We start from the raw sequence: 17118 nt of genomic DNA on the forward strand, positions 1-17118 counted from the left end.
GCATTGAAAAAATGCCAAAACATTTTATTGTTTTAAACACTTAATATATATGATGATGTTGAAACTTTAGCTGGATCTAGTTTTCCAGTTATTCTAAATGCAAAATATCCAATATTTAATCTATAAGTGAAGTTGTTGTTCTCTACAGCACCTGATCCTGCAAATCTTAATCCTTGATCATCTTTTGCAAAAGTGATTTCAGTTGTACCATCAAATCCAAAGTAATGTTGAACTAAATTTGTTGGTAATCCATAGAAATATTTTAATACATAATCTCTACCAAATGTTGACACTGCAGCAACTTGCTCTTGGTTTGCTTGCATGTTGAATGTGTTCATTAAAGTATGCAATTGGTCAGCATTTGTCACTGATTCAGGTAGACTATTTAATAAAGCATTGTCATTAAACCCACCAAGTAGTGCAGAACTTCTTTTACTTGGATCAATTTTGTATAAATCTTGGAATCCTTTTAAGCTTCATGCCATATTTTTCATAAAGGCTTCTTTATAAGAATCACCTTTTAAAGTTGGGTTACTCATATCTTTTAGGGTTGGTTTATAACTTAAGTACAATGTAATTGTAGGTAAGTCACTGGCAAATCCTTTTTTACCTTCTTCTTCTTCAATATCTCTTAGTTTAAGATTATTAATAGATGCTAATCCTGCTAAGATTGAATTTTGGTCATCTAAAAATCCATCAGCAATTCCTTCTTTGTTAACAAAAGTTCTAAGACTATTTTGGTATAATGTGACATTTTTATCTCAAATCTCATCAACATAATCTCTTAAACTTGTGTATGAAGTAGTTGGGTCAGAATGATCAGTTCCTCAAACAGCATTAGCTGCTAATCCTGCTTCAGTATTTGTGTTGCTTAAATCATTAGGATCAGAAATTGCAATATTTTCTTCATCTCTCATAAATACTCTTCAACTATGTTTTAAACTAATTTCAGCAGTGTCTACTTCCACATCTTGTTCTGCTAAGTTTAACCCATACTTATCTCTTCAAAAATTTGTAATGGTTGCTGGTGCACCTGCATAGTTTGCATGTCTAAATCAGTTTCTTAAAAATTCAAAACTTACATTACCAACATAATCTGCATTAACCAGCTCTTTAAATGCAGTTGGTCTTTCTGCAATCTGATCTGCAGTTACATTTAGTATTTTACTTGCAAAATCTTTGTCCATAATTGAGTCATGTTGAAAATTAGTCAAGGCTGCTTGAACCCCTGCTAAAAATTGTTCATCATTAATAATTGTATAAACAAATTGATAATTTTGTGAGGCGCTTTCTGCATGGGTGGTATTTGGATTATAGTAATTGTAATCAATTTTTACATTAAACTTAAAATTACCTCTATAAATTTGAGACCCCTCAAGTTTATGATTACTTCTGGCTATTAAGTATGGTGAGTTTTCATCAATTGCAATATCCTCATCTGTTTTTACTTGGTCAGCAATTATTGAAGCACCAGTTATTATATTTCCTTGTAAACTTGATGTAACCAAAGTAAAGTCAGAACTATTTCTGATTTGTTCTTCTGCAGTTTGAACAATAGTACCAAAACCTAAAAGATTTTTAAATGAATCTAACATTGTGGTTCTAAGTGATGTGTCTAAAGTTTCTGTTCTAATAATGTCTTCTAAATGATCAATGTTAAAAAAGTTATCGCCTTTAGCACCAGTGCTACCATCTCCACTAAAACTTGTACTAGTTTTTGAAATTTGGTTTAAAACAATATCATTAATTGCTTCATGCAGCTTTGCTGTGATGGTTCCCATATCAACATCATCTGCTGCTACTGTATTGTTTTTTGGTCCACAAGCTACAACTGTTGCACTTGAAACTGCCAATAGCCCTGTTGAACCTAAAATTCCTAATAATTTTTTCATATTTTTCTCCTTACTATTTTTATAACACCTTTTTATTATGTACTAAATTTCCGTTGTTTCAAATTTTTTTTCTTTCATATTTATAATTAACCAAATTAAGCATAAATATGATAAAAAAATACAATAAAAGTGCTTATACCAAACATATATTGAAGCAAGACCTAAAAACCCTTGATAAAAACTAAACAATTGTCAATTTACAGCACAAACTAAAACAAGAACTTACTAATTAAGTTCTTGTTTTTTTACTATTGTTTACTAGAAAAATGTGGTACTTTTAACATCATTTAAAAGTTTTAAAAGCTAAAAATGAAAATAATGCAGTGTATAAACCTAAAATTAAGTAAGTGTACCAGATTTCAGCTGTACCAATCCCATTAAACAACCTAGTCAGTAATAAAACCCCACTTCCACTTGGTAAGAAGATTTGGATCCATTTTCACCATTCAGGAAACAAGTAAGTTGGTAGAGTTGCTCCTGAAAGAAAGATCAAGATATAAAAAATTATTAATGTCACTAGTAAGTTTGATTTAATAGTTTTTGAATTACTAGCAATTATAATTGCCATAGCAAAATGAATTAAAAATAAAATTATTGGGACAAGTAACACCACAAAAGTTGTGGCAACTGATATTTGTAAATCAAAAGCTGCAAGAGCAATAATAAACATAATTAAAAAATCTGCAAAATAAATTAAATAGTTAAACAAAAATAGACCTAAAAGATACTTAAAGATTGTAATTTTTGATAAAGCTAACTGTTTTAAACGCTTTTCTAAGCGATCTGAACAAATAGTTATTGAAACAGTTGTTAGAGTTAAAGTAGCAATCACTAGCATTAATAAACCAGGAAAAACAAAGTTCATTGTACTAACTTTGGTGTTACCAAGGTCAACTGTATATTCACCTCAAACTACCCCATCAATTACTACTCACATAATTGGAAAAAAAACCCCAAAGAAAACAGATCAAGGATTTTTAAAAAACTTAATTAACTCAACTTTAAATATTGCCATCATAATTAAATATCTCCTTATCAATTACTGCTAATGCTTTGGTTTTATCTTCAGGTAAACTAAAATCTTTAATAATTTTACCCTCACTTAAAACTATTGCTCTATTACATAAACCAGCTATCTCGTCTTTATTATGTGAAACTATTAATAAAGTACATGGATTTGTGTCTAAAAAATTCTTGACTAGTTTAACAATTTTTTCTCTTCAAATGTAATCTAGTGATGTTGTTAATTCATCTAATAATAGTAAATTGGGTTGATTCATCAAAGTTATTAAAAATCTAAATTTTTGTCTTTGACCCCCTGATAACTTAGAATACTTTTGTTTTGCAAATTCTAGTAACTCATACTGTGTTAAAAGTTCAACTTTGTTCACTTTAACCTGAAAGGCTGCAGCATAAAAATCAATGAGTTGAGTTAAATTTAATTCATTATCAAAAGAACCATCTTGAAAAGTGGCATTTCTAACTAAATCTTGTTTTTGGTATTCAATTGTACCTGAAGTTGGTTTAAAGATTTTTAAAATAATTTCAGACAAAGTTGTTTTACCACTTCCATTTAGACCCATAATAGCAATTCTTTCATTTTCTTGGATTGTGAGATTTATATTATCTAAAACTACTTTTTTCCCATATTTTTTAGTAATGTTTGTAACTCTTATCATGTTTGCTCCTTTTTATTAACAAATTATCATTTTGATAATTATAACACTTTTTATTACCTTAACTTAAGATAGTCCTTGAAAGTTCAATTTTAATCCGTGCCTAATTAATACACAAGATGAAACATAAAAAAGGATAGTTTAAACTATCCTTTTAATGATAAGATTTTTAATTTTTAAAAGTTGCTTTAACTTTTAACAGCAGCTAACTGTTGTTGCAAACTTTGTATTGTCAAACGTTGTTCATGTATTATGATTCTCTGTTCTTCAATTATTTTCTGTTGTTCTTCAACAATAAGTTTTAATTCTCGAACTTGTTCTTGTAGTTGTTCTATTAAAATAGCTTGTGCTTTAACTGTTTCTTCTAAGTTTAAAATTTTTTCTTTATAATATTCTATTTCAATACGATGTTTAGCTCTTTCTTCTTCTAGTGCTTCAAGAATTCTTTGTTTACAACTTTTAGATCTAAACTTGTACTGATTCATAGAACTTCGTCCAAAATCAACTGCATTACTCACTTCTTTCATCTCCTTACTACCTAAATTTTTTTCAAATCAATCATAATCTAATCTTAGTGTATCATCGAATCTTGAATTTACAACCTCAGTTCTAAAAGTAATTTTTTCTTCAGGTTCAATATCAATGTAATTGATCATTGCTATAATAGTTTTTTTCACTACTTAATCTCCTTTTTTTGCCATTTATAAATTTTCAAAGGTAAACAATTTTTAAATGATAATTGTTTGAATTACCTCTGCTGTTAAAAGTTTTCCTTTTAAACATTTATAGATGTTAAGAATCAAAATGTTCTCCTACTTATTTATCGGTTGGTAAAAACAATTTTTGCCAAAAAAAATAAACTTTTTTTCAAGTAAAGGTTAGAACAACCACCAATGATTTTTAACTATTTTAATTAATGTCAGTAACTAGTTAAGAACCTAAAAAAAATCCCAATAAGAATTGGGATTTTGGTTGAAAGCATCAACTTCTTTTTAAGATTTTACAAAATAAATTTACAATAAATTTAACTTTTGTAATCATTTTTTGGTGTCAATTAACCTCTGATTACTACTTCCTCGATATTGTAAAGATGGATCATAAAGTTCACGAACTCAACGACCATCCACTAAGATATCAATGTGTTTTAGCATTTCAAATCGGGCAGCTTCTTGCTCGCCATCATTGCGTTGGTCAATTAGTTCATCAATAGTAAAACCTGTATAAACTCAAATGTTTAAACCGGTTTCTGCTTTGATTTTAAAAATCAAAGCTAATACTTCTTCAGCACTGAACATAGGATCACCACCTGAAAAGGTAACACCAGTTAAAATACGATTGTTTTTTAGATCATTAAGAATTTCAGCTTCATAAGCCTCATCAAATTCACGACCATAATTAAAGCTTCAACTGCGGATGTTGTGACATCCCCGACAAGCATGTAAGCAACCAGCAACATAAATTGAATATCTTCATCCAGGTCCATCACTGATTGTTTCTTTATAGATTTTAAGTATTTTCATTTTTAGATAAATGTTTTACTCTTTCAGCTTCTTCAGCTTGTTTTCCAGAGTTTCACCCATCTAAATCACCAACTAAATATCCTGTAATTCTTCGGGTTCTTGAGATATCTCCAAACCCACATTTTGGACAATTCAATGGAATTAAAGATGTATAATGACATTTTTTACATCTATCAACTGGGTGATTTAAACTACCATAGTTGGTTCCTGCATTTTTCATGGCAACCACCACAGACAGAACTGCATGCAGGTTCTTTTTAGCTTCACCATCAAGTTCAATATAACTGATGCTTCCTCCAAGTGTTAAGTGGTGGTAAGCAGCTTCTTTTTCAATTTTTTCAATTGCAGAAATATTGTGATAAACTGGCACATGGTTTGAGTTTGTAAAGTATTCACGTTCAGTAACTCCAACAATATTTCCAAAACGATTTTGAGTAACACGAGCCATTCTTCCAGCAACTGATTCTGCTGGGGTAGCAATTACTCCATAATTTAAGTGAGTGGTTTCTTTTCATTTAATAACCACATTGTTGATTTCTCTAATAATTTCTAAACCAAATTGTTGTGCTTCATCACTTTCTCCATGATGTTCAGCAATTAATGCTTTTAATGCTTCAGCAAGTCCCACAAAACCAATAGTTAGGGTTCCTTGTTTGAAAACATCTTCAACATGTTCATTTGGTTTTAAAGTTTCTCCGCCCGCTAAAATGTTATTTTTCATTATAAATGGAAATTCTCTGGCGATTGCAGATGTTTGAAATTTATAACGATCATAAAGTTGTTTGGCAATGTCTTCTGAAACATTGTTAATTACTTTGATAAATTCTCTTTTGATTGCTACTTTGTCAATTGCACTATAATCAATGCCCCCATCAGTTAACATTCCTTTATTTTCTAGCAATTCTAATGCTAAATAAGGTAAGTTAATTGATGTAAATGAAAGGTTTCCTCTTCCAACACTAGTTTTTTCACCATTAATGTTTTCAAAAACTCTTGTACGACACCCCATTGTTGCAGGTTCATACATTCAACGGTTTGGATCATTAATATCTCATTTTTTGTGTTGGTTATAGCTTTGATCTAAGAACATAAAGTTTGGGAATAATCTTAAACTTGTTGTTGCGATTGAATCTAATAATAGGTCAAAGTTTGGTGTAGTTCAATCTGTAATTTGATTTCACTCAGTTTGGGGAGTTTGCATTACTCTTGTAACATCAGCATCACTAAAGTTAATACCCTCTTTAACTTTAAAAATAACAATTGGGAAGATTGAAGTTTCACCATTCCCCAAACCAGCTCTAAGTGCTTTTAGCAATGATTTCATTACTTGACGACCTTCATTTGAAGTATCAGTTCCCAAGTTAATTGATGAGAACACAACTTGGTTCCCTCCACGAGAGTGTTGTGTATTTAGATTGTAAATAAATCCTTCCATTGCTTGATCTGCTTCTCTAATGGTTTTTTGGTTTGAACTGCTAACTAATTTTTCAATTTTAGCAGCACTAAACCCATATTTTTCAAGTTGTTGTACCATTCAACTAACATCAGTATCTAAAAAGTTAACTTTATCTGATGCTAAAATATTTTTGATATCCTGGATATTATAGTCAATGCCATCAACATCTAAATAGGTGCTAATTGCAGTTTGTAATTGCTTTTTGAATGATTTTTTAACTCCATTTGCCATAAAGAAGTCAAATGCCGGTATTGCTTGACCTCCATGCATTTCATTTTGTGCTGTTTGGAAGATAATGGCTGCTAATTCAGCATATACTCCAATTGATTGAGGTTCACGAATGTGACCGTTTTTAGTTGTAAAACCACCCTCAAATATTTCTTGGATATTGTACTGCACACAAGTTGCAGATTTAGTTGGGTAGTAGTCTAAGTCATGAATATGGATTTGAGCTTTTCGGTGCATATCTGCATGTTTTTTGTCAACTAAACGACTCAAAGCATATTCTTTAGCACTAATTGAGGCAAATTTCATCATTTTACCTGATGGTGTTTCTCCACTCATATTTGCATTTTCATTCTTAATGTCATTGTTTTCTATGGAAACAATTGACTGCATTTCTTTTATGATTGATTCTATATCATTCATCTGTATACTCCTTCCTTTTAATTTATTTTTTTAGTTGGACAACTTGATATCAATGGTTGTCTAACGTATTCCCATAATAACAAGAAACTGGACAAAAATCAAAGAAATTGTGGAAAACTCCACTCCTAGAATGCTTTTAACAAAGGGGCAAACAAGAACTTTAAACTTTTCCACAAAGCATAAGTTGCGCTAAATATTCCTTTGTTTAAAGGGTTTTACTTCAAGGCCCCTAATAATTTTGACGAGGCATATTTATGGTTTCTTTTAAATATTATGACATTTTTTTTACCAAAGAAATCAATTAAATCTAAAATTGTTCCCGAAGCTCGATCTCCAAATCTAAAGTCACTTCCAACAACAATTTTTTCAACCATTAACTTTTCTCTTAAATACTTCATAAAGTAAAGCTTTGATTTTGTGATGGTTTTCATATTGGTTTGAATTTCAAAAATATAATCAGGTTCAAAGGTTTGAGTGATTAACTGGTAGTTTTCTAAACGAGTCAAAATGTGTTCTTCAGTCTTATTTAAAAAATTGCGAATTTTTTGAGAAAATGTAACTACTGAAAATAAACAATTATTTTTCTTTGCTAGTTTTTTAGTTTTAAATAAGATTTTTTTGTGCATTTTGTGCAAACCATCAAAAAAGCCAATTGTGACAACATTCGATTTTTTTAATTTAACTGGGTCTGCTCTTTCTAACTGTATTTTTTCAATTTGCATTTAAAAATCCCTTTCTGCTTCAGATAACTTTTCTAAGATTTCTGGATCTCATAAACCCCGTTGACAATTGTATAAGTTATGAGCAACTCATTTGTAAATTGCCAAAACAGCTTTGTGAGAATCAATGACAAAAACATAGGGAACATTTTGTTTTGGCAAAGTAATCGCTTTACCTTGAATAATATCAATAGTTTTGTGATATTCAATTAGGGTTTGACCATTTTTAAGTAACCCATCATACATAGAAATTAAATCTGAGGTTTGAATTTTTTCAATTGATTTAGTTTCTTTTAAATCAAAACTCCCACTTGCAGTTCGTTCTAAACTAATAACCGTGGCAATTGTTTCTAAGTCTGTTGCAATATCTTTTACTAAACTCCTAATGTAAGTGCCTTTACTACATGCTATCTTCAATTTTACTATTCCTGTTTTAGCATTAAATTTTAATAAATTACATTGATTAATTGTCACTGTTCGGGGTTTAATTTCTACATCTTGACCACTGCGAGCATATTCATAAAGTTTTTTACCTTCAACTTTGACTGCAGAATAAATTGGGGGATATTGCTCATAGATATAACCATTATATTTCGCCACAACACTCTTAACTAGTTGTTTTTTTAACTTAACAAATGGTTCACTTTTAACAACAATTCCAGTTTTATCACCACTATCTGTTTCTGTAAATAATTGCATTTCTACAACATAGGTTTTGTCACTAGATAACAAAAAGTTTGAAATTTTAGTGGCTTGGTTAACCAGAACCACCATTACCCCAGTTGCCAAAGGATCTAAGGTACCTGCATGACCAATTTTTTTGACATTAAACTTCTTTTTAATCTTATAAACCACATCATGAGAAGTGATTCCAACTGGTTTATTGATTAAAAAAATCCCAGATTCTGTCATATACAGGCCTCCTTTTTTGCTTTTGTAGATACTTATATTATCACACATTGCCCTTTAACTGAGAGGAAAAATTTAATAATTTTGTGCTATAATATATATGATAGTCCAAATGACTTGGACAACAAGGTAAAAGATTGGGGGCGAATCTTATGCGTATTAAGTCTGATTTTTATAAAGAAATTGAACAAGAGTTTAAAATTATTACAGAAAGAGAGCATTTAGGAACTGGGGGTAATCCAGCAAGTAATTTAGCTACTAAAATGTTTTACATTTCAAAACACCAATTTAATTCATATGATGAATTTGATCAAGCAATTGTTACTGAAATTGCCAACACCCTACAATCACTTGAAGATATTATTGTTAAAAAAGCTATCAATTACCAAAAATTAGCAAAAGAGACTTACAACCAGAATGTTGACCCCCAAAAATGAGTTGACTATGCTCAAAAACAAGCTGCTAATTTAAGTTATGAAATGTATGATGAAAAAGAAATTAAATATTTAAGACATTTTCACATTGTGTGGTTGACTTGAGTGTATTGTGATGAAGAGTTGAAAAAACTGCGTGTCAAAGCAAGTCGTGACTTATATCACCATATTGGTAAAGTTGAAAAAGATTATGTGAAAAAAAGAACTGAAATTTTAAAAAACAATACTAGTGATGATGAATGGTAAAAAGTTTTGTCCACAAAACCCTGGGTTTATTCCCCAGGGTTTTTAATTATCATTTTTTAGCATTCAATTTTTTTCATTAGTTTTATCAACCATAGTTGTCATCATTAGCAACATTGTTTTGAAATCAAATTGGGTTGCCAATGGATATTTGCGATCAAAATATGGTGCTAAGTATTTTAATTTTGTTCAGTAACTTGCCAACCAATTATGACCAATAGCATTAATTTCAGTCATAGCTTCTCGGGTGCGAAATGATTCTAATTGTTCTTTTACACCCGCTGATAAAGTCATTTTTAAATTGCTCCCAATTTGTTCTAACCATTTGCTAAACATTGGATAGTTACTAATCCCTGTCGCAATAAAGGGACTAGCAAAGTAACGATACTCAGCATTTCGAGTTTGGTCATAAATAAATTTTGAATAACCATACTCATTGCCCATTTTTTCTTGAACAATTGAAAGATGGTCATAATTTTTTAAGTCAAAAATTTGAAAATCTAAAAAGGTGCTGCTTGGTAAGTTAAAGGTCGAGTTAGTGTTTAGTGAATAGCGAGAAATATCTCGGAATAACTCAAATTCATCAAAACCAACCTCTGCAAAAAAGAAAGTATTCACTTGACCAATTTTTGTAAAAATAAAATAATATAAATCATAAATATTAATGTTATCTCGAAATCATTTGCTTAAATTTTTTTCTTTCATAAAATTGTTAATGTCCAACTCTTTAGCACTCTTATTAAATTTTTTATCTAAAAAACCATTAATACTTTTTGTAAAGTACTCATAAAATCAAGTTAGCAATAGCATATCAATATTGTAAGTATATTTAAACTGATTTTTAAAAATATAATTTAGAATTTTTTTAATAGCAATTAAAGTCCCATTAGCAATTTTATCAGCTCTAACAAAAGCTTCGCTAACTTGTAAAGCTAAATCTGGTTGGACAATACCATTGCGATTGATTGTATCATTAATAACTTGGTACTGTTTGTCATAATTGTTGATTTTTAACTGCTCTGCTTCAATCAACATTAGTTGTTTAATGATTTTTGCTCTATCAATTGCATCAACTGCTTTAATTTTTTTTAATTGATTTGTTAATTGATTATGTTCAGCTTTTAACTTCATTTTCTTTTGTTCAAATTTTTCAAGTCTAGCAACTTCATTGAGATCTCTTCTAACAAAAGTTACTGCTCTAAATTTAATTGTATAGGTTTTAAATGTTTGAGCAATTATAAAATAGTTTTGATTTTTTTTAACTTCAAACTTGATTGGTAATTTCTCGAGTACTCCTAAGATTTGTTTGTTTAAACTTGTAAAAGTTAAACCTTTATCACTAGGAAAATATTTAACAAACCCCAAATCTAAATCTATGTTTTTTGTTTTTGAGTAATAACTTTTATATTTAAAATCAGCTAACTTGACAACACTTAAATTCAATTCTAAAAAAAGTTTTTTTAACATTAGAAATGTTTCATTAATAACATTTTGTAATTCTTTATCAATTTTAATAACACCATTAACTGCCTGGTTAAATTGATTTGTTACATGAATTTTGCTCATCTTTACTTCCCCCTTCTAAAATAATTTATTGGAAAATGATAATAGGTTAATAAAATTAAAAAGACACCAATGTTCTTATCACTTGGATAAATATTTTTGGTAATAAAACCAACATTTAAATTTTCAAATTTCTTTTGTTCTCTTTTTTTTGTAAAACTAGAACTACCAATTTTATTTTGTAAATATGTTATTGAGTCATATCAGACAGGAACAAAACCTTGAGTATATTTTTTTTCTTTAACCCAATTTTTTACCTTATCTAAATAACTCTCTAAAAAAATTCTTACACTAGGAAATGTTCGATTAAAAACTCAATTTAGATTTTTTAATTTTACAGATCGGTAAATCTCTTCAAGTGGTTTTTGTTTTTTATAGTAAATGTGTTTGGAATCAAATAGATTATCAACTAACTTTTGATTTGGAAAAACATAATAATAAACTCGAGTAATTCATTCTTTTAAAAAGCGGTTCCGAGTTAATTGCTCTTGAACATCACTAATGACAAAAACTTTCATCATTAGTTTTTCTTTACGAGTACTTGTTTGGTGAAATTGTTTTTTGATATGCAAAAATAAAATATCTAACTTTTTTACTAAAAGTTTATTAACTAATTTATAATTTTCAACAAACTCAAGTGCAGAACTGCGCAAGTATCTTTTTTTATCACAAATTACTGGCATGTATTTTGCATGAATTAATCCTGTACGAATAATCATTGTGAAAACAACTTGTTCTTGTTTATAAAAATTTACTTTAACTGCATCACTAAATTCTAAAAATCCATCTTTGCTAATTTTTATTTTTGTAGTGTTTCACTCTACATTAACATTTGGATTATTTCTAGTTTTGTGAACAAGTCTTTGGTAAATGAGCTCGTTTATTTCGCAAACTCAACAATCACTAAAATGATCTTTATTTTGAATTTCTTCATTGTAAATTGCATACATTTGCCGATTAACATATTTTAAAGCTAACAAATCAACTTCAATTTTTTCATCAAAATTGTAAATGCAGTTGGTGGCATAACTTCCTGTCTTTTTAATTGTTACAACATCTTTAAGTTCACTTTGAATTAAAAAAACATTTTTATCAATTACTTTTTTTAACTGAGGATTCAACTGCACTAACTCTAGTTGTTGCTTGATTTGTTGCACTTCACCAGTAACAAGCTTTGAATCTAATTTTTTTTGCATAATGTCACCTCATTACTTAATATACTTATTATATCATTTTTAAAAAAACCTAGTTTTTTTCATAATTGATAATACTTATTAAAAAAAGACTTGCAGTTTCTGCTCTTAAGATATTTTCTCCTAAACCAACATTTACATAGCCCAATTGGTTAAGTAATTCAACTTCTGTTAGGGTGAGACCACCTTCTGGACCAACAATAATGTTAATGGTTTTAAAGTTTGTTTGTAAGTGTTTTTTTACATTTACAGATTGTTCACCTTCTCAAGCCACTAATTTTAGATCACTTTGATAAAGTTCTAATTCATGTAAATTGCGCACAATTGGAGTAATTTCAGGAATGGTTATTCTTTTTGACTGTTTTGCAGCCTCTACACAAATTGCTTGTCATCGCGCAATTTTATTAGTGGCTTTTTTAGGATCAATTGTTACTACATTTCTACTAAATTCTACTGGGATAATTTTACTAACTCCAAGTTCAGTTGCTTTTTGTAAAACAAAATCTCACTTTTGTTCACGAATAATCCTAGCAATTAGATTGATTTTGATGCTTTGAGTTTGTGTTGCAAGTTTTGAAACAAGCTCCACTAGACAAAAATCTTCAGCAAGTTCTTTAATTTCTCCCAAGTATTTTTCTGCTTGAAAAATACACAAAATAGTTTCGCCAACTTTTAATTTCACAACATTTTTTAAATGATGTAAGTCCGGTCCTTCAATTATAAAAGTATTTTGATTTTTTTTATCAACAAAAAAACTATGCATAGACTACCTCACAGTGCAACTTTCCTTAACTATTATAACTTAAAATGTGTTCAGATAGGGCCTTTTACATGGACTTCTCAGCTAATTTAATGAAAATTCTGCTTATCTTAAACCAAAAAAAGTAAAGATTTGACTTATTTTAATCAATTTTACTTGGAAAATCTCAAAATATTTATAAAAAATATTATATAATGATAAAGTCAATTGTGATTAATTGAATTCCAAGCTGTTTTTTAACTAAAAAAGATTGGAGAATAAAAAATTGAAGATAACTGATGAACTTTCTAAAACTACTCAAGTTGTTGACACAGTTGAACCACCAGTTCAACCCATCACTTCACTTGATGAAGTAGATCTAGAAAAAGAAATCAGCAAACTATCTAAAACAAACAGACACATTAATTTTAAGAGCGAAACACTTAAACTTACCACCGTCAGTTTGTTACTAAGTATGTCTACAGCTGTTAGTTTAATAACTGTGATAATTCCACTAGGAATTACCAACATTAATCTAGGGTTTGCCCTAAAATATTATGTTATTGCTATAAGCTTTCAAGTAGTCGGTGTATACTGGGGTATGATAATTGGTTTGTTAGATGGATTTTTACAATTTATTATTTGAGGGATGAGTCCCTTGTTCAGATTGACATCAGCAATAGGATTAGCCTTATGGGTTTTTCTATTCTGATTATTAAATGAAAAAATATTTAGCACTTACACAACAAACAATAAGTTTCGGAGAAATCTAGGCTTAGTCCTAGGTTCAATGATTATTTTAACCATCCAACCTTTTGCAAGTTCAGTTCTGACCTTGTTTAGGGTGTGGATTGAAACTGGGAGTCAATCTTATGGCTTTGTTTCTTTTGTATCTGCCTGAATTAGTCTTATGATTTTTGACTTGTTCGCTGTAATATTATTTGCAACTACCACTTGCAGAATTCAATTAATCATATCCAAAATATGACACTAAAAAAGGTGAGAAAACACCTTTTTTTGCTATAAAAGTCAAAAATAAAATCTAACTTAGTGACTAAAACCTCTTACTAGTCTTAGACATTGTTAGATTATTACTTTTGCTTTAATGTTACTCTTTAATTTCTTTTAAGATTTGCTCAATTTTATTTGCATTATCTAATGATTTATCATATTCAAAAATCAATTCAGGAACACTTTTCATTTCAATTTTACTTGCTAATAGCATTCTAATTTCTTTTAAATATTCTTTAACTTCTGCTTCAACGTCTTTTAAATCTGCATCTGTATATAATAGTGAGTAAAATACTTTTGCTTGACTCATGTCATTTGTTAATCTTACTTCTCTTATTGTTAAGCCATTTAAATATTCACTGTCAGGAAATTCTCTTTGTAATATTAAGTTTAATTCTCTTAATATTGTTGACTGTGCTCTTTCTATTTTAATTTCATTTGGCATAACTGTCACCTCTTCTATATATGTGTCTATTATACCATTTTTTAGGTGAGTGTTTAAAAAACTACCAAAAATTAACAAATTTAACACATGCATTTGGTAACAATAATTTTTAATCTTGTTGCTGAGAAAAGTCAAAAAAATAAAAACATCTAATAAACCTAAACTTAATAACTTAAGGGTTGGTGTGTCGATGTTTTTTTTGACCAAAATTATGCTTTGATTTCTTCCATTTTAAATGCTTCAATAATATCTCCTTCTTTTAAATCATTAAAGTTTTTAATAGTGATTCCACATTCAGAACCTTCACGAGCCTCTTTAATGTCATCTTTAACATTTTTTAGTGAAGAAATTTCACCAGTGTAAATAACAATTCCATTTCTTAAAATATGGACTCTTGAATTTCTAGGTATAGTCCCTGAAACTACTCGACAACCAGCAATGGTTCCAACTTGTGAGTGTTTAAATAGGGCTCTAACTTCTGCTTCACCACTTGTAGTTTCTTCAAAAACAGGATCTAACATACCAGTGGCTGCTTCAGCAATCTCTTCAATAAGTTTGTAAATAATATTGTGTAAACGAATTTCAATATGGTCTTCTTCTGCTTTTTGTCTAACCTGAGCATTAGGACGCACATTAAATCCATAAATTAGGGCATTACTTGCCAAAGCCAAAGTTACGTCACTTACTGAAATGGCTCCAACTGTAGCACGAATTACATTAATTTTTACTCCTTCAATGTTAATTTTTAACATTGAGTTACGCACTGCCTCAACTGAACCTTGAGTGTCTGCTTTTAAAATGATGTTAATTGATTTAAGTTCACCTGCATCAATTTGATCTTTAATTGAATCCAAAGTAAAGGTCTGATTTTTTTGTCTAGCTTCATTTGCTTGTTTTTCTGCTTGAGCTTTGGCAATTTCACGAGCTATTTTTTCTTCAGCAACTGCCATAAACTTATCTCCAGCTCTTGGCACTTCATTTAAACCAACAATTACAGCTGGTTGACCTGGAATAACTTTTTTAATTTTTGACTTGTATTCATTTTCAATGTCTTTAATGGCACCAAAAGTTCCTCCAGCTACTAAAATGTCTCTTAAATTTAGTGAACCCTGTTGGACAAGGATGGTTGCTACTGCTCCACGAGCTTTATCTAAGTGGGCCTCAATGACCGTTCCACGAGCAAACTTATTAGGGTTGGCTTTCAGATCTTTCATTTCTGCAATCAATAGCAGTGTTTCTAACAGTGTTTCTAATCCAACTTTGGTTTTAGCACTACCTTCAATAAAAGGAATGTCTCCCCCAAATTCTTCTGCCACAATTCCATAGTTCATTAATTCCATTTTAACCTTATTTGAATCTGCATCTGGCTTGTCAATTTTATTAACAAAAACTACAATTGGTACATTAGCAGCCTTGGCATGGTCAAGGGCTTCTTCAGTTTGAGGCATAACCCCATCATCTGCTGCAACTACTAAAATAACAATGTCAGTGACTTCACTTCCACGAGCACGCATTTCTGTAAAGGCTTCATGTCCTGGTGTATCAATGAAAGTAATTTTGTTACCATTCAAGTTAACTTGGTAGGCTCCAATATGTTGGGTAATTCCCCCAAACTCACCTTCAGTGACATTTGCATTTCTAATTGAGTCTAATAAAGTTGTTTTTCCATGATCGACATGCCCCATAATTGTGACAACTGGTGGTTTATTTTTTAAATCTGCTGGGTTATCTGTTTCATCAAATGTTTCAAAGATATTTTCTTTGGTTACAGCAGTTTCTTTTTTGAAATCATAACCAAATTCTAAACACAATTCCCCCATCTGTTCTTCAGTTAGAAGTTGATTTTGAGTCACCATTGAACCATTAGTGAAAAATCATTTAACAATTTCAGCTGATTTTTTGTTAATTTTCTCTGCAAAATTTGCAATTGAAAGTGGTTCGGTGTAGACAAACACCCCATCAATTAATCCAGTTTGTTTGGTTTCTTTCAATTTGCTTTTTAAATTAGCGGTATGAGCTTTGGATTTGTTTTTGGCTTGCTGTCTTGCATCAATTTGTTTTTTGCTTTTTTTGTTATCCGCCATATATTACATCTCCTTTGCTATATTTTTTTCTATTAATTTTTTAAAGTTAGGGTCAATTACACCCACTGCTTTAGTATTAGTTTTACCAATTGCTTGGTTCAATTCATCAGTTGAAACCAAACCTTGGTAAATTGGGATTTTGTAAAAATTACATTTATCATTGATTTTTTTTAACTGACTAGGTCCCATATCGTTAACAGTTAATACCAAAAGAACTTTGTTCTTTTTAATTTTATCAAATAATGTGGCCCCAGCAACAAGTTTTCCTGCACTCATAGCTAGACCCAATGAACCTAATAAATTTTTAATCCCAATTGTCATTAATCTCTTTTAAAATCAAATCATAAATTTCGGGTGTAATCTTTACTTTTAAGCATCTTTCCAATGCTCTAGTTTTTTTAATTTTTTCAACTGCTTGGGGATCTGGCTTTAAATAAGCACCTCTCCCATTGGCTTTTTTTGATAAATCAATAAAAATTTGTCCTTCATTGTTTTTTACAATTCGAATCATTTCTTGTTTAGGATACATCTTGTTTGATGCAACATCTTTTCTCAGGATAATTTGCTTGTTTACCATCAAATCACC

17 protein-coding genes are annotated in these 17118 nt (G+C 29.9%); 2 read left to right on the forward strand and 15 right to left on the reverse strand.

Going from position 1 to position 17118, the window contains the following annotated elements; translation table 4 throughout:
* Positions 1 to 32: 32 nt before the first annotated feature.
* From SCLAR_RS04820 to truB, 8 genes are all read right to left on the reverse strand, one after another.
* Positions 33 to 1892: a lipoprotein gene (locus tag SCLAR_RS04820; RefSeq protein WP_100254802.1), complete on the reverse strand. Its 1860-nt coding sequence runs from the start codon at positions 1890 to 1892 to the stop codon at positions 33 to 35.
* A 277-nt stretch (positions 1893 to 2169) separates the two neighbouring features.
* Positions 2170 to 2910, reverse strand: a complete 741-nt coding sequence (locus SCLAR_RS04825) for an ABC transporter permease (RefSeq protein ID WP_100254803.1) — start codon at positions 2908 to 2910, stop codon at positions 2170 to 2172.
* Positions 2894 to 3571, reverse strand: coding sequence for an ATP-binding cassette domain-containing protein (locus tag SCLAR_RS04830; protein ID WP_100254804.1), 678 nt, complete (start codon positions 3569 to 3571; stop codon positions 2894 to 2896). Before SCLAR_RS04830 ends, SCLAR_RS04825 begins: the two co-directional genes overlap by 17 nt.
* A 185-nt stretch (positions 3572 to 3756) precedes the next feature.
* Positions 3757 to 4245 carry a hypothetical protein gene (locus SCLAR_RS04835; protein ID WP_100254805.1) on the reverse strand — a complete coding sequence of 163 codons (489 nt, stop codon included), beginning with the start codon at positions 4243 to 4245 and terminating at the stop codon, positions 3757 to 3759.
* A 336-nt stretch (positions 4246 to 4581) separates the two neighbouring features.
* Entirely contained in the window at positions 4582 to 5088 is a 507-nt protein-coding gene (gene nrdG, locus SCLAR_RS04840) for an anaerobic ribonucleoside-triphosphate reductase activating protein (protein WP_100254806.1), read from the reverse strand.
* Positions 5075 to 7192 (reverse strand): anaerobic ribonucleoside triphosphate reductase, encoded by a 2118-nt coding sequence (locus SCLAR_RS04845; protein WP_100254807.1) that lies wholly within the window; start codon positions 7190 to 7192, stop codon positions 5075 to 5077. Before SCLAR_RS04845 ends, nrdG begins: the two co-directional genes overlap by 14 nt.
* A gap of 215 nt (positions 7193 to 7407) precedes the next feature.
* On the reverse strand, positions 7408 to 7914 hold the full coding sequence (locus tag SCLAR_RS04850; protein WP_100254808.1) for a nucleotidyl transferase family protein: 507 nt from the start codon (positions 7912 to 7914) through the stop codon (positions 7408 to 7410).
* Positions 7915 to 8823: a tRNA pseudouridine(55) synthase TruB gene (gene truB / locus SCLAR_RS04855; RefSeq protein ID WP_100254809.1), complete on the reverse strand. Its 909-nt coding sequence runs from the start codon at positions 8821 to 8823 to the stop codon at positions 7915 to 7917.
* A gap of 149 nt (positions 8824 to 8972) precedes the next feature.
* On the opposite strand from truB, the gene SCLAR_RS04860 reads away from it, so the two are divergent.
* Positions 8973 to 9500: a hypothetical protein gene (locus tag SCLAR_RS04860; RefSeq protein ID WP_100254810.1), complete on the forward strand. Its 528-nt coding sequence runs from the start codon at positions 8973 to 8975 to the stop codon at positions 9498 to 9500.
* A 42-nt stretch (positions 9501 to 9542) separates the two neighbouring features.
* Here SCLAR_RS04860 and SCLAR_RS04865 read toward each other — a convergent pair whose 3' ends face one another.
* Genes SCLAR_RS04865 through SCLAR_RS04875 form a run of 3 tightly spaced genes read right to left on the reverse strand, consistent with a single transcriptional unit; the run spans position 9543 to position 13016 of the window.
* Positions 9543 to 11063: a hypothetical protein gene (locus SCLAR_RS04865; protein WP_100254811.1), complete on the reverse strand. Its 1521-nt coding sequence runs from the start codon at positions 11061 to 11063 to the stop codon at positions 9543 to 9545.
* A gap of 2 nt (positions 11064 to 11065) precedes the next feature.
* On the reverse strand, positions 11066 to 12256 hold the full coding sequence (locus tag SCLAR_RS04870; RefSeq protein WP_100254812.1) for a hypothetical protein: 1191 nt from the start codon (positions 12254 to 12256) through the stop codon (positions 11066 to 11068).
* 49 nt (positions 12257 to 12305) lie between these two features.
* Entirely contained in the window at positions 12306 to 13016 is a 711-nt protein-coding gene (locus SCLAR_RS04875; RefSeq protein ID WP_100254813.1) for an RsmE family RNA methyltransferase, read from the reverse strand.
* A 262-nt stretch (positions 13017 to 13278) separates the two neighbouring features.
* On the opposite strand from SCLAR_RS04875, the gene SCLAR_RS04880 reads away from it, so the two are divergent.
* The gene (locus tag SCLAR_RS04880) at positions 13279 to 13986 is read left to right on the forward strand and encodes a hypothetical protein (RefSeq protein ID WP_100254814.1); all 708 of its coding nucleotides are present in this window, start codon (positions 13279 to 13281) and stop codon (positions 13984 to 13986) included.
* A gap of 114 nt (positions 13987 to 14100) precedes the next feature.
* Here SCLAR_RS04880 and rbfA read toward each other — a convergent pair whose 3' ends face one another.
* The 4 genes from rbfA to rnpM form a co-directional block, all read right to left on the reverse strand.
* Positions 14101 to 14448 carry a 30S ribosome-binding factor RbfA gene (gene rbfA / locus SCLAR_RS04885; RefSeq protein WP_100255224.1) on the reverse strand — a complete coding sequence of 116 codons (348 nt, stop codon included), beginning with the start codon at positions 14446 to 14448 and terminating at the stop codon, positions 14101 to 14103.
* 209 nt (positions 14449 to 14657) lie between these two features.
* Positions 14658 to 16532 (reverse strand): translation initiation factor IF-2, encoded by a 1875-nt coding sequence (gene infB / locus SCLAR_RS04890; RefSeq protein ID WP_100254815.1) that lies wholly within the window; start codon positions 16530 to 16532, stop codon positions 14658 to 14660.
* A gap of 3 nt (positions 16533 to 16535) precedes the next feature.
* Positions 16536 to 16853, reverse strand: coding sequence for a L7Ae/L30e/S12e/Gadd45 family ribosomal protein (locus tag SCLAR_RS04895; RefSeq protein ID WP_100254816.1), 318 nt, complete (start codon positions 16851 to 16853; stop codon positions 16536 to 16538).
* Positions 16837 to 17109: an RNase P modulator RnpM gene (gene rnpM, locus SCLAR_RS04900; protein ID WP_100254817.1), complete on the reverse strand. Its 273-nt coding sequence runs from the start codon at positions 17107 to 17109 to the stop codon at positions 16837 to 16839. Before rnpM ends, SCLAR_RS04895 begins: the two co-directional genes overlap by 17 nt.
* Between the last annotated feature and the right edge of the window lie 9 nt (positions 17110 to 17118).

The sequence above is a fragment of the Spiroplasma clarkii genome (assembly GCF_002795265.1).
Classification (GTDB): domain Bacteria; phylum Bacillota_I; class Bacilli_A; order Mycoplasmatales; family Mycoplasmataceae; genus Spiroplasma_A; species Spiroplasma_A clarkii.